This window comes from Streptomyces sp. NPDC090083, from assembly GCF_044747445.1.
Taxonomy (GTDB): domain Bacteria; phylum Actinomycetota; class Actinomycetes; order Streptomycetales; family Streptomycetaceae; genus Streptomyces.
This window is the reverse complement of record NZ_JBIVED010000007.1, coordinates 436,599-449,450: the sequence shown is the minus strand read 5'-3', so window position 1 is coordinate 449,450 and position 12,852 is coordinate 436,599. Positions and strand designations below refer to the sequence as shown.

Here is a 12,852-nt window from a genome sequence, read left to right as displayed (position 1 = left end):
CCGGACACGGGCCGAGGACCAAAGACCGAGGGTCGAGGCCCAGGCACCGGGCACCGGGCACCGGGCACCGATCCAGGCCTACGCCACTTTCAGGGGCCCGGCACCACACGGTGCCGGGCCCCTTGTCATGCACGGCCTGCACGGCCTGCACAGCACGCACGGGCCCGCACGGCCGATCCGACCGCCGTCCCGCCTGCTCAGCCCTGCCCTGCCTTGTCTGCTCAGCCCTGTCAGGTCCTGTCAGGCCTTGCCCTGCCTTGCCGTGCCTAGCCCGCTCCGTCTTACTCCGACGGCGCCCAGTAGTCGTCCAGCGTGGCCACACCCGGCTCCAGCGCCTTCCAGGAACCGGTGAAGGACAGCACGGCGAACCCTGCGGTCGCGAACCCCCTGCGAGCCAGCCGCTCCCGGGCCTCACCACCGGTGGGACCCGCACCCGGGAGAATCTCCGCCAGCGCCTGCACGCTCGGGTTGTGGCCGACGAGGATCACGTTCCGCGCGTCGTCCGGCGTCTCGTTCAGCACCGCGATCAGCTCGCCGGGAGAGGCTTCGTAGAGCCTCTCCTCGTAGACGGTTTTCGGCCGGTGCGCGAGCTCGTGGACGGCGAGCTTCCAGGTCTCCCGGGTCCGGACCGCGGTGGAGCAGAGGGCCAGATCGAAGGGGATGCCGGTGTCGGCCAGCCTGCTTCCGGCGGTGGCCGCGTCCAAGCGGCCCCGCTCAGCGAGCGGCCGCTCGTGATCGGTCACCTGGGGCCAGTCGGCTTTCGCATGCCGGAAGAGGACGATCCTGCGGGGTTCTGCGACGCTCATGGGATCCAGCTTCGCACGAAACAGGCCATGGGGCGCAGGGAGTTGACGGGGTGGCCGCGCGGATGCCCAGGGACTGCTCAGCGGGCTATGAGCTGGTGCGCGCGCTCGAAGAGGTGCGTGATCATCGGGTCCGAGCCGGCCGCTTGGGCGTCCGTCGGGTTGAGCATCAGCACGAGCAGCACGATGAACGCGAGCGTCGGCAGGGCGAGGGCCCACCACGGCAGCCTGATGTCGACGCCGCCCGTGGTCGCCGGGTGGGGCCGGGTGTGCGTAGGGGCCGACATGGATGCCTCCGCTGGTCTCCGAGTGGTCCGCGATCCGCTTCTCGCGGTCACACCATCGAAGTTACGGACGTTCCGGCCTCCAACCCATCCGGAGATCCACCCACTTGACCCTGAGCCTCACCCCCTAGGGGATGGTGGGGACAACCCCACCATCGGCCTGCGGAGGCACCTTGACGGGGACTCGGTCACGGACATCCGGTCACGGACGCCCGGTCACCGGGACGCGGTCACGGCGAGGCGATCGTCGCGATGATGGCGATGACGATGAAGATGGCGAAGAACGAGCCGAAGACGAGGAGCATCTTCCGCTGGCCGTTCTGGGGGTTCGGATCGAGCACTGGCATGCGCCCAGTCTCGCACCACCGGCCCGTACCGGACGCGCCGGGGTGAGGTCAGCGGACCGCCTCGTCCTCCACCGTGCGGTTGCGTCCCGCGAGGACGCCGACGGCCATCTGCGGGATCATCAGGCCTGCCATGAGGGCGATCGGGAGTCCCCAGCCGCCACTGCTCTGGTAGAGCACGCCGACCAGGAGCGGTCCCGGGATGGAGATCAGGTACCCGGTGCTCTGCGCGAACGCGGACAGCTGGGCGACGCCCGCACCGGTCCTGGCCCGCATGCCGACCATCGTCAGGGCCAGCGGGAAGGAGCAGTTGGCGATGCCGAGCAGTACGGCCCAGGCCCAGGCGCCGCCGGCCGGCGCGAGGTACAGGCCGGCGTATCCGGCGAGACCGCAGAGGCCGAGCGCGATGACGATCGGGCCCTGCCGGGGCAGCCGGGTGGCCAGCCGCGGGATGACGAAGGCCAGCGGCACGCCCATCACCATCGTGACGGCCAGGAGCAGCCCCGCCGTGCCCGCGGAGACCCCGGCGTCCCGGAAGATCTGTGCCATCCAGCCCATGGTGATGTAGGCGGCGGTGGCCTGGAGTCCGAAGAACACGGCGAGGGCCCAGGCGGTACGGCTGCGGGTGATCCGCAGCACCGGCTGCGCCCCGGTGGCGGGTGCCCTGTCGGCGCCCTCCCGCGCGCGGGGAGGCTGTTCCCCGGAGGGTGCTTCGCGGTGTCGTAGGAGTGCGATCCACGGGAGTACGGCCGCGGCGGCCAGCGTCGCCCAGACGGCGAGGCCCGAGCGCCAGCTGCCGCCCAGGGCATCGGTGACGGGGACGGTGATCGCGGCCGCGGCGGAGGTGCCGAGGGCCAGCGCCATCGAGTACAGGCCGGTCATCGAGCCGACCCGGTCGGGGAACCAGCGCTTGACGATCACCGGCATCAGGACGTTGCTGACGGCGATGCCCATGAGGGCGAGCGCGCTGCCGATCAGGAAGCCGGGTGTGCCGCCGATGTAGGGCCGTATGAGGAGGCCCGCGGTGATGGCCGCCATGCCCGCGCAGACCACCGCGGCCGGGCCGAAGCGGCGGGCGAGGCGGGGGGCCATGACGCCGAAGAGGGCGAAGCAGAGCGGGGGTACGGAGGTGAGCAGTCCGGCGACGCTGCCGCTCATGCCGAGGCCGTCGCGGACCTCTTCGAGGAGGGCGCCGAGGCTGGTGATGGCGGGGCGGAGGTTCAGCGCGGCCAGCACGATGCCGACGACGATCAGACGTTTGGTCCACGCGCGCGTGGGGGTGCCTCCGGTGGACTCCGGGGAGTCTGCCGGGGCCGGTTCGCCGATGTTCGTCGTGGACTTCAGTGCGCCTGTTTCCTCACGTACCATGTCGCCCATCATAGAATGATGGGATGATTGGTTGTCCATCCCCGGGTGGCCCGCTCCCGCCCCGCCCATGCGAAGGTGTGCCATGCCCCTGAGTCACCCCCGTCGCTCGGCGCTCTCCGAGCAGGTCATCGCCGCGCTGCGGAACCAGATCACCTCGGGCGAGTGGCCGGTCGGCTCCCGGATCCCGACCGAGCCGGAGCTGGTCGAGCAGCTCGGGGTCGCTCGCAACACGGTCCGGGAGGCCGTCCGCGCGCTCGCGCACAACGGCCTGCTGGACATCCGCCAGGGCTCCGGCACCTACGTCGTCGCGACGAGCGAGCTGGCGGGTGTGATGCACCGCCGCTTCGCGGACGCCGACCCCCGGCACATCGCCGAACTGCGCTCCACCCTGGAGTCGTCGGCGGCGCAGCTGGCGGCCGAGCGGCGCACGGAGAAGGACCTCAAGCAGCTGGACGCCCTCCTCGTACGGCGTGAGGAGGCGTGGGCGTCGGGTGACACGGAGGCCTTCGTGACGGCCGACGCGACCCTGCACATGGCCGTGGTGGCGGCCTCGCACAACGACGTCATGACGGCGATGTACGCCGACCTGGGCGAGGTGCTGCGGGAGTGGCTGCGCGCGGACGTCGGCGAGGCGCTGACCCCGGAGACCTACATGGACCACACGCGGCTGGTGGACGCGATCCGCGTGGGGGACGCGCAGGCGGCCGCCGAGGAGGCCGCGGGCTATCCGTTCGTGTGCCGTGCGCTGCGCTTCAGCTCGCCCGCTTCTGGTGACTGACCCACACCGCGCGGACGTCCTCCCAGCAGCGGCCGGTGAGCCGTACGGTCTGCGCCGGTCCCGCGTCGGTCGCGATGCCGTCGCTGTCGATGTCCCACCAGCGGTCGCACTCGATGTGCAGGCTGACGCGGTCGGTCCGGGGGTACGGGTTGTGGCAGTACGCGATCACGTGCGAGCCGTGGACGGCGGTGCGGCAGTCGGCGCCGAACAGCTGGGGCGCGGACGGTTTTCGTGCCTCCACGCGTGCGTGGGGCATCGCCTCGTAGGCCAGGGAGATGACGAGCGCGACGGCGACGGTCACTGAGGCCAGGCTGCGGGACAGGCGCACAAGGGGAACCTCCTCGGCGGTGCTGGGGAGGAAATCGTGTGGTGAACGCGTAATCCAGGGTGCGCAGTTGTCCTCGGTCCCCGCCCGGCCGGGTGGGCCGAACGGGTGACGCGCAAAGGGCCCGCCCCGTCTCCGGTGCGGGCCCTTTCCGTGCTTCCGTGGCGGTGTTACGCGCCGATGGCGTGCAGGCCGCCGTCGACGTGGACGATCTCGCCGGTGGTCTTCGGGAACCAGTCGCTCAGCAGGGCGACGACGGCCTTGCCGGCCGGCTCCGGGTCGTTGAGGTCCCACTCCAGGGGGGAGCGGTTGTCCCACACGGAGGCCAGCTCGCTGAAGCCCGGGATGGACTTGGCGGCCATCGAGCCGAGCGGGCCGGCGGAGACGAGGTTGCAGCGGATGTTCTGCTTGCCCAGGTCGCGGGCGAGGTAGCGGCTGGTGGCCTCCAGGGCGGCCTTGGCCGGGCCCATCCAGTCGTACTGCGGCCACGCGAAGGACGCGTCGAAGGTGAGGCCGACGACCGAGCCGCCGTTCTGCATCAGCGGCAGGCAGGCCATGGTCAGCGACTTCAGGGAGAACGCCGAGACGTGCATCGCCGTGGCGACCGACTCGAACGGCGTGTTGAGGAAGTTGCCGCCGAGCGCGTCCGCGGGCGCGAACCCGATGGAGTGGACGACACCGTCCAGGCCGCCCAACTCCTCGCCCACGACGTCCGCGAGGCGCGCCAGGTGCTCGTCGTTGGTGACGTCGAGCTCGACGACCTTGGTGGGCTTCGGGAGCTTCTTGGCGATGCGCTCGGTCAGCGTGGGCCGCGGGAACGCGGTCAGGATGATCTCGGCGCCCTGCTCCTGGGCCTGCTTGGCGGCGTGGAAGGCGATGGAGGACTCCAGCAGCACACCGGAGATCAGGACGCGCTTGCCCTCGAGGATTCCGCTCATGGTGATCAGTGACCCATTCCCAGTCCGCCGTCTACGGGGATGACGGCTCCAGTGATGTACGAGGCGTCGTCCGAGGCGAGGAACCGCACCGTCGCGGCGACCTCCTCGGGCTGCGCGTACCGGCCCATCGGCACCTGCTTCATGATCGTTTCGCGCTGCTCGTCGGTGAGCGCCTTGGTCATGTCGGTGTCCACGAAGCCGGGCGCGACGACGTTGAAGGTGATGTTGCGCGAGCCCAGCTCACGGGCGAGGGAGCGCGCGAAGCCGACCAGGGCGGCCTTGGAGGCGGCGTAGTTCGACTGGCCGGGGCCGCCCATCAGGCCGACGACCGAGGAGATCAGGACGACACGGCCCTTCTTGGCGCGCAGCATCGCGCGGTTGGCGCGCTTGACGACCCGGAAGGTGCCGGTGAGGTTGGTGTCGATGACCGAGGTGAAGTCCTCCTCGGTCATGCGCATGAGGAGCTGGTCCTTGGTGACGCCGGCGTTGGCGATCAGGACCTCGACCGGGCCGTGCTCGGCCTCGATCTCCTTGTAGGCCTGCTCCACCTGCTCGGGGTCGGTGATGTCGCACTTGACGGCCAGGAAGCCGGCCGGCGGCTCACCCGAGCGGTATGTGACGGCGACCTTGTCGCCGGCGTCGGCGAATGCGCGGGCGATGGCGAGGCCGATGCCCCGGTTGCCTCCGGTGACGAGAACCGAGCGGCTCAACGGATCACCCTTTCGATAGCGGTTCTGCACGCTTGCCAGATACACCTGGTTGACAGGCGGCTTTATCGAAAACCTATCGGTCCGCCCCGTCCGGCGGACAATCGGGCACCGACAGTGGCTTACGGGACTCGCTGTCGGGTCCCTACAGAAAGTGCCGACCGGGCGCGGAAACGTGTGGTCCCCGCGCCCGCTCGCGCGACATGATCGGACCCGACAGGCGACGACAGCAGGGAGACCTCCGTGCCTCATTCCATCGACGAAGCCTTCACGGCGCTTCCGCTACGTGCTCTGGCCGACGCGGCGCTCGCACGCGCGCGTGCCCTCGGCGCGGAGCACGCGGACTTCCGGTTCGAGCGGGTGCGCAGCGCGTCCTGGCGGCTGCGGGACGCCCGCCCGGCCGGTACGTCGGACACCACCGACCTCGGGTACGCGGTGCGGGTCGTGCACGGCGGCACCTGGGGGTTCGCGTCGGGCGTCGACCTGAGCCTGGACGCCGCCGCCAAGGTCGCCTCCCAGGCGGTGGCGATGGCGAAGCTCTCCGCCCAGGTGATCAGGGCGGCCGGGTCGGACGAGCGGGTGGAGCTGGCCGCCGAGCCGGTGCACGAGGAGCGGACGTGGATCTCGTCGTACGAGATCGATCCGTTCTCGGTGCCCGCCGAGGAGAAGGCGGGGCTGCTGGCGGAGTGGAGTGCCCGGCTGCTGGCGGCGGACGGCGTCAACCACGTGGACGCGTCGCTGCTCACCGTGCACGAGAACAAGTTCTACGCCGACACCGCGGGGACGGTGACCACGCAGCAGCGGGTGCGGCTGCACCCGCAGCTGAACGCCGTGTCGGTCGACGAGTCGACCGGTGAGTTCGACTCCATGCGCACCATCGCGCCGCCCGTGGGCCGCGGCTGGGAGTACCTCACGGGCACCGGCTGGGACTGGGACGCCGAGCTGGAGCGGATCCCGGAGCTGCTCGCCGAGAAGATGCGGGCCCCGAGCGTCGAGGCGGGCCTGTACGACCTAGTCGTCGACCCGTCCAACCTCTGGCTGACGATCCACGAGTCCATCGGCCACGCCACCGAACTGGACCGCGCGCTCGGCTACGAGGCCGCCTACGCCGGCACCTCCTTCGCGACCTTCGACAAGCTCAACAAGCTCAAGTACGGCTCCGAGCGGATGAACGTCACCGGCGACCGCACCGCCGAACACGGCCTCGCGACGATCGGCTACGACGACGAGGGCGTCGAGGGCCAGTCCTGGGACCTGGTCAGGGACGGCACCCTGGTGGGCTACCAACTCGACCGCCGCATCGCGAAGCTGACCGGCTTCGAGCGCTCGAACGGCTGCGCCTACGCCGACTCCCCCGGCCATGTGCCGGTGCAGCGCATGGCGAACGTGTCGCTCCAGCCCGATCCGGCGGGGCTGTCCACGGAGGATCTGATCGGCGGGGTCGACCGCGGGATCTACGTGGTCGGCGACCGGTCCTGGTCGATCGACATGCAGCGCTACAACTTCCAGTTCACCGGGCAGCGGTTCTTCAGGATCGAGAACGGCCGGATCACCGGGCAGCTGAAGGACGTCGCCTACCAGGCGACGACCACCGACTTCTGGGGCTCCATGGCGGCCGTCGGCGGCCCGCAGACCTACGTCCTGGGCGGCGCCTTCAACTGCGGCAAGGCCCAGCCGGGCCAGGTCGCCTCGGTGTCGCACGGCTGCCCGTCCGCCCTCTTCACAGGCGTCAACATCCTCAACACCACGCAGGAGGCCGGTCGATGAGTCCTCGTACGAACAAGCCGCACGAGATCGTCGAGCGCGCCCTCGAACTCTCCCGGGCCGACGGCTGTGTCGTCATCGCCGACGAGCAGTCGACCGCCAACCTCCGCTGGGCGGGCAACGCGCTGACCACGAACGGGGTCACGCGCGGGCGCACGCTCACCGTCATCGCGACCGTCGACGGCAAGGAGGGCACCGCCTCGGGGGTCGTGTCCCGGTCCGCCGTCACCCCGGAGGAGCTGGAGCCGCTCGTCCGGGCCGCCGAGGCCGCCGCGCGCGGGGCCGCGCCCGCCGAGGACGCGCAGGCGCTCGTCACGGACGTACCCTCGTCGCCCGACTTCACGGACGGACCCGCCGAGACCTCCTCCACGGTGTTCGCGGACTTCGCCCCGTCGCTCGGCGAATCGTTCGCACGCGCGCGTGCGGGCGGTCGCGAGCTGTACGGCTTCGCCTACCACGAGCTGGTCTCCAGCTACCTGGGGACGTCGACCGGGCTGCGCCTGCGCCATGACCAGCCCAACGGCACCCTGGAGCTGAACGCCAAGTCCCCGGACCGTACGCGCTCGGCCTGGGCCGGCCGCTCGACCCGGGACTTCAAGGACGTCGACCCGGCCGCGCTGGACGCCGAACTGGCCGTACGGCTGGGCTGGGCGGAGCGGCGGATCGAGCTGCCCGCCGGACGGTACGAGACGCTGCTTCCGCCGACGGCCGTCGCGGACCTGCTGATCTACCAGATGTGGTCGGCGTCGGGCCGGGACGCGGTCGAGGGACGCACGGTGTTCTCCCAGCCCGGCGGCGGCACCCGCGTCGGCGAGAAGCTCACCGAACTGCCGCTGTCGCTGCGCAGCGACCCGAACGAACCCGGCCTGGAATCCGCCCCGTTCGTGCTCGCGCACAGCTCCGGGGGCGACCAGTCGGTGTTCGACAACGGGCTGCCGCTGACCGCCACCGACTGGGTGCGTGACGGCGAGCTCCGGCATCTGCTGACCAGCCGGCACAGCGCGGGTCTCACCGGGCTGCCGGTGGCGCCGGCGATCGACAACCTGATCCTGAGCGGGGGCGAGGACCGTTCCCTGGAGGAGATGGTCGCGAGCACCGAGCGCGGGCTGCTGCTGACCTGCCTCTGGTACATCCGCGAGGTCGACCCGGCGACGCTGCTGCTCACCGGGCTGACCCGGGACGGCGTCTACCTCGTGGAGAACGGCGAGGTCGCGGGCGAGGTGAACAACTTCCGGTTCAACGAGTCGCCGGTCGACCTGCTGGGGCGGGCCACCGAGGCGGGGCGGACGGAGAAGACCCTGCCGCGGGAGTGGAGCGACTGGTTCACCAGGGCCGCGATGCCCCCGCTGCGGGTGCCCGACTTCAATATGAGCTCTGTCAGTCGGGGCGTATAACCTCGTACCTGATCCACGAGACCATCCCAAGGAGATACGAGAACCGTGACGGACATCGTCGACGAGCTGAAGTGGCGGGGCCTGTTCGCCCTGTCCACCGACGAAGATGCTTTGCGCAAGGCGCTCGCGGACGGTCCCGTCACGTTCTATTGCGGCTTCGATCCGACGGCGCCCTCGCTCCACCTGGGCCACCTGGTGCAGGTGCTCACCGTGCGCCGGCTCCAGCGGGCCGGTCACCGGCCGCTGGCGCTGGTCGGCGGGGCCACCGGCCAGATCGGCGACCCCCGCCCGACGGCGGAGCGCACGCTGAACGACCCGGAGACGGTGGCCGGCTGGGTCCAGCGGCTGCGCCGTCAGATCGAGCCGTTCCTGTCCTTCGAGGGCGAGAACGCGGCGGTCATGGTCAACAACCTCGACTGGACGGCGAACCTCTCCGCGATCGAGTTCCTGCGGGACATCGGCAAGCACTTCCGCGTCAACAAGATGCTCGCGAAGGACTCCGTCGCCAAGCGCCTGGACTCCGACCAGGGCATCAGCTACACGGAGTTCAGTTACCAGATCCTCCAGGGCATGGACTTCCTCCAGCTCTACCGCAGGTACGGCTGCACCCTCCAGCAGGGCGGCAGCGACCAGTGGGGCAACCTCACGGCGGGCCTGGACCTGATCCACCGCCTGGAGCCGGACGCCACGGTGCACGCCTACGGCACCCCGCTGATGACCAAGGCCGACGGCACGAAGTTCAGCAAGTCCGAGGGCACCGCCATCTGGCTCGACCCGGAGATGACCACGCCGTACGCGTTCTACCAGTTCTGGCTGAACACGGACGACCGGGACATCTCCACGTACGCGCGCATGCTGTCCTTCAAGTCCCGCGCGGAGCTTGAGGAGTTGGAGCGGCAGACCGAGGAGCGGCCGCAGGCCCGTGCCGCGCAGCGCGCGCTGGCCGAGGAGCTGACGACGCTGGTGCACGGCGCCGAGCAGACGGCCGCGGTGACCGCCGCGTCCCGGGCGCTGTTCGGGCAGGGCGAGCTGGCGGAGCTGGACGAGAAGACGCTGACCGCGTCGCTCTCCGAGGTGCCGCACATCCAGGTCGCCGAGCTCGGTCCGGTCGTCGACCTGTTCGCCGAGGTGGGGCTGGTGGCCAGCAAGTCCGCCGCGCGCCGGACCGTGAAGGAGGGCGGGGCGTACGTGAACAACGTGAAGGTCGCGGCCGAGGACGCGGTTCCCTCCGAGGAGGACCTGCTGCACGGGCGGTGGCTGGTGCTGCGGCGCGGCAAGAAGAACCTGGCCGCGGTCGAGGTGACCGGAGCGTAGACGCCGAAGGGGCGCGGGGGCCGGGCGGTACCGCCCGCTCGCTGTGGCCGGTCGTGCCACGCGGTCGGGCGGTACATCGCCACGGCCCCCGCGCCCCTTCGAGGCGCGCTCCGGAGCGCTGTCCTCAGGCGCGTTGCTTGTTCTTGCCGATGGTCGCCATGTACGCCATGTCGACGACGAAGACGATGATGACCGCGGCGATGAGCTGGAACGCGTGGCGGCTCCAGTCGATGCCGCTGGTGGCGGCGACGCCGGCCGCTCGGGCGATCGCGTTGCCGACGATGGCGCCGAGAATGCCGCAAATGGTGGTCAGCCAGAGGGGACTGTGCTGCTTGCCCGGGATGATCGCCTTCGCGATCAGGCCCAGCACGAATCCCACGATGATGGCCCACAACCAGCCCATGGCTGCCTCCTTGTACGGCTCTACGTGAGCATTACGCCAAGTGTGGGCCCGGTCGCGGTACGGCGCATGTCGGGTGGGGCCGTACGGGGTACGGCGCAGTCCGGTCGCCGTGACCGGAGGTCCCCCGGTCTCGAAGGCGGCGGAGGCGCGGCGTAACGTAGGACGTGTCGGGGCCCCGTTCCCGGATCGGCTGTGAACCGGGGTTGCGGGCCGGGGAGAGTCCGATGCGGGCGGATGGTGGAATGTGATGCGGAAGCAGCACGGCGAGGGCAACGCCCAGGTGTTCCGGATCACCGGAGCCCGCACGGGACTCGCGGAGGACATCCGCGGCCGGCAGCGCCGCTACATCATCTCGATGTCGATCCGTACGGTGTCGGTGATCCTCGCCTGCGCACTGTGGAACGTCGAACGGCACGTCGCAATCGTCGCGCTGGTGCTCGGTCTGCTCCTCCCCTATGTCGCCGTGGTGATCGCGAACGCCGGGCGGGAGAACGCGCCGGGGCTTCCGTCCACATTCGTCACCACGCCGCTGCGGCCGATGATCGCACCGCCGAGGTCGGACGAGGCGTTCACGGGAGCCGTCCCGGAAGAGGCCGTGACCGAGCCGCCACCGGCTCCGGGAGGCGAACCGTACGACCGGTCGTGACCATGGCGAACGCGTCCGAACCGGAAGCCCAGCCCTCGCCAAGCTCAAGAAAAGCTCAGATCAATCATGTTGTTCCGGTGCCGGGCGGCCGGTTCCGCGTGACATACTTCGTACGCGCTCCGCATCCCCCGTCGGAGCGACGGACCGACGCCGGGCAGCTCCCCCCGTGGCTGCTCGGCGTCGCCATGTGAGGCCCAGGCAGCACCCTTCGGAACCGGGCCCGCGTCCCTCCCCTCATCGGCAGAGCCAAGCGCTGCCCACGTCGCTCCACGCGAGCGCGTTCCGGGCGGTGGGGATCCTCCGGCAGGTCGTCGAGGTGCTGGTGTCGGGGCCACAGGACGACCGCGGGGAACGGCTGACGCACCGGCTCGGTTAGGGTCGGGCGTGTGATGCTGAACGTCGGCGGCTCCGATCCCGTCTCCCCGATCTGCTCCGCCAAGGGGTGCCGTGCCGCTGCCGTGTGGGTGCTGGCCTGGAACAACCCGAAACTGCACACACCGGAGCGACGCAAGACCTGGCTCGCGTGCGAGGAGCACCGCGAGCACCTGTCCCAGTTCCTCGGCGTACGGGGCTTCCTGAAGGATGTCGTCGGCTTCGAGGACTGGGAAGAGCCCGAAACCCCGTAGGGCCCGTCTCCCGCGAAGGGCCCCTCGCCTACGACGGCCGGTCAGCCGCCGATCGCCGACATCGGGCGGTCCGGCTGCAGGAACGACGGGTCGTCCAGGCCCGAGCCGGCCTTCTTGCCCCACATCGCCTCGCGCCAGACGCGGGCGATCTCCGTGTCCGGGGCGTCCGAGCGCAGGGCGGTGCGGAGGCTGGTCTCCTCGCGGGCGAACAGGCAGTTGCGTATCTGGCCGTCGGCCGTGAGGCGGGTGCGGTCGCAGGCCGCGCAGAACGGCCGGGTGACCGAGGCGATGACACCCACGCGGTGCGGGCCGCCGTCCACGGTCCAGCGCTCGGCCGGTGCGGAACCGCGCTCGTCGTCGCGCTCGGGGGTCAGTTCGAAGCGGGTGCGGAGGGAGGCCAGGATGTCGCCTGCCGTGACCATGCCGTCGCGCTTCCAGCCGTGCTGGGCGTCCAGGGGCATCTGCTCGATGAAGCGCAGTTCGTAGTCGTGCTCCACGGCCCAGGCCAGCAGGTCCGGGGCCTCGTCGGCGTTGAGGCCCGGCATCAGCACCGAGTTGATCTTCACCGGGGTCAGGCCCGCGTCGTGGGCGGCTTCGAGGCCCTCGATGACGTCCTTGTGGCGGTCGCGGCGGGTGAGGCTCTTGAAGACGTCGGGGCGCAGGGTGTCCAGGGAGACGTTGACCCGGTCCAGGCCCGCCTTCTTCAGGGCGGCGGCCGTGCGCTTGAGGCCGATGCCGTTGGTGGTGATCGACATCCGGGGGCGGGGCTCCAGGGCCGCGACCCGCTCGACGATGCCGACCAGGCCGGGGCGCAGCAGGGGCTCGCCGCCGGTGAAACGGACCTCCTCGATGCCGAGGGAGGTGACCGCGATGTCGATCAGGCGGACGATCTCGTCGTCCGTGAGGAGGTCGGGCTTCGCCAGCCATTGCAGGCCCTCCTCGGGCATGCAGTACGTGCACCGGAGGTTGCACCGGTCGGTCAGCGAAACCCGCAGGTCGGTGGCTACCCGGCCATAGGTGTCGATCAGCATGTGTGCCCCCTCCCTCGTTTCGGATCGCATGTTTTCCGACACCTGCGAGCCTACGCGACACCTCTGACAACAGGGGCGGCCCGATCCCACGAGGTACGGCACGGCCGCGTCGTAGGGATCTACGACG

The 12,852-nt window shown here is 70.6% G+C and carries 15 protein-coding genes; 6 read left to right on the top strand and 9 right to left on the bottom strand.

The features are described from left to right. Positions 1–281: 281 nt before the first annotated feature. From ACIPTO_RS26375 to ACIPTO_RS26360, 4 genes are all read right to left on the bottom strand, one after another. Entirely contained in the window at positions 282–806 is a 525-nt protein-coding gene (locus ACIPTO_RS26375; protein ID WP_401196107.1) for a SixA phosphatase family protein, read from the bottom strand. 77 nt (positions 807–883) lie between these two features. After that, positions 884–1,090, bottom strand: coding sequence for a hypothetical protein (locus ACIPTO_RS26370; protein WP_352184505.1), 207 nt, complete (start codon positions 1,088–1,090; stop codon positions 884–886). 227 nt (positions 1,091–1,317) lie between these two features. Beyond that, positions 1,318–1,434: an SGM_5486 family transporter-associated protein gene (locus ACIPTO_RS26365; protein WP_086021959.1), complete on the bottom strand. Its 117-nt coding sequence runs from the start codon at positions 1,432–1,434 to the stop codon at positions 1,318–1,320. 48 nt (positions 1,435–1,482) lie between these two features. Beyond that, positions 1,483–2,799, bottom strand: coding sequence for a CynX/NimT family MFS transporter (locus tag ACIPTO_RS26360; RefSeq protein ID WP_401196103.1), 1,317 nt, complete (start codon positions 2,797–2,799; stop codon positions 1,483–1,485). 82 nt (positions 2,800–2,881) lie between these two features. On the opposite strand from ACIPTO_RS26360, the gene ACIPTO_RS26355 reads away from it, so the two are divergent. Beyond that, positions 2,882–3,577, top strand: a complete 696-nt coding sequence (locus ACIPTO_RS26355; RefSeq protein WP_366319251.1) for a FadR/GntR family transcriptional regulator — start codon at positions 2,882–2,884, stop codon at positions 3,575–3,577. Here ACIPTO_RS26355 and ACIPTO_RS26350 read toward each other — a convergent pair. The 3 genes from ACIPTO_RS26350 to fabG form a co-directional block, all read right to left on the bottom strand. Then, complete coding sequence (locus ACIPTO_RS26350) at positions 3,552–3,905, bottom strand: hypothetical protein (protein ID WP_366319253.1); 354 nt, start codon at positions 3,903–3,905, stop codon at positions 3,552–3,554. The two genes, ACIPTO_RS26355 and ACIPTO_RS26350, sit on opposite strands and share 26 nt — an antisense overlap. Positions 3,906–4,072: 167 nt before the next feature. After that, a complete protein-coding gene (gene fabI, locus ACIPTO_RS26345) occupies positions 4,073–4,840 on the bottom strand; it encodes an enoyl-ACP reductase FabI (protein WP_366319255.1) in 768 nt (255 codons plus the stop codon). A 5-nt stretch (positions 4,841–4,845) separates the two neighbouring features. Continuing rightward, positions 4,846–5,550 carry a 3-oxoacyl-[acyl-carrier-protein] reductase gene (gene fabG / locus ACIPTO_RS26340; RefSeq protein WP_366319257.1) on the bottom strand — a complete coding sequence of 235 codons (705 nt, stop codon included), beginning with the start codon at positions 5,548–5,550 and terminating at the stop codon, positions 4,846–4,848. A 240-nt stretch (positions 5,551–5,790) separates the two neighbouring features. Between fabG and ACIPTO_RS26335 the strand changes: the two genes are divergently transcribed. Genes ACIPTO_RS26335 through tyrS form a run of 3 tightly spaced genes read left to right on the top strand, consistent with a single transcriptional unit; the run spans position 5,791 to position 10,019 of the window. After that, the gene (locus ACIPTO_RS26335; RefSeq protein ID WP_366319259.1) at positions 5,791–7,314 is read left to right on the top strand and encodes a TldD/PmbA family protein; all 1,524 of its coding nucleotides are present in this window, start codon (positions 5,791–5,793) and stop codon (positions 7,312–7,314) included. Then, entirely contained in the window at positions 7,311–8,705 is a 1,395-nt protein-coding gene (locus tag ACIPTO_RS26330; RefSeq protein ID WP_366319261.1) for a metallopeptidase TldD-related protein, read from the top strand. Before ACIPTO_RS26335 ends, ACIPTO_RS26330 begins: the two co-directional genes overlap by 4 nt. A 45-nt stretch (positions 8,706–8,750) precedes the next feature. After that, positions 8,751–10,019 (top strand): tyrosine--tRNA ligase, encoded by a 1,269-nt coding sequence (gene tyrS, locus ACIPTO_RS26325; RefSeq protein WP_366319263.1) that lies wholly within the window; start codon positions 8,751–8,753, stop codon positions 10,017–10,019. Between the two features lie 124 nt (positions 10,020–10,143). On the opposite strand, the gene ACIPTO_RS26320 is transcribed toward tyrS, so the two are convergent. After that, positions 10,144–10,422, bottom strand: a complete 279-nt coding sequence (locus tag ACIPTO_RS26320) for a GlsB/YeaQ/YmgE family stress response membrane protein (RefSeq protein ID WP_366319265.1) — start codon at positions 10,420–10,422, stop codon at positions 10,144–10,146. A gap of 247 nt (positions 10,423–10,669) precedes the next feature. Here ACIPTO_RS26320 and ACIPTO_RS26315 point away from each other — a divergent pair, with 247 nt between their 5' ends. Together ACIPTO_RS26315 and ACIPTO_RS26310 are read left to right on the top strand one after the other, a co-directional pair. Then, positions 10,670–11,068: a DUF3099 domain-containing protein gene (locus ACIPTO_RS26315; protein WP_401196098.1), complete on the top strand. Its 399-nt coding sequence runs from the start codon at positions 10,670–10,672 to the stop codon at positions 11,066–11,068. A 389-nt stretch (positions 11,069–11,457) separates the two neighbouring features. After that, entirely contained in the window at positions 11,458–11,694 is a 237-nt protein-coding gene (locus ACIPTO_RS26310; protein WP_401196161.1) for a hypothetical protein, read from the top strand. 41 nt (positions 11,695–11,735) lie between these two features. On the opposite strand, the gene moaA is transcribed toward ACIPTO_RS26310, so the two are convergent. Beyond that, a complete protein-coding gene (gene moaA / locus ACIPTO_RS26305; RefSeq protein WP_401196095.1) occupies positions 11,736–12,725 on the bottom strand; it encodes a GTP 3',8-cyclase MoaA in 990 nt (329 codons plus the stop codon). Positions 12,726–12,852: the final 127 nt, after the last annotated feature.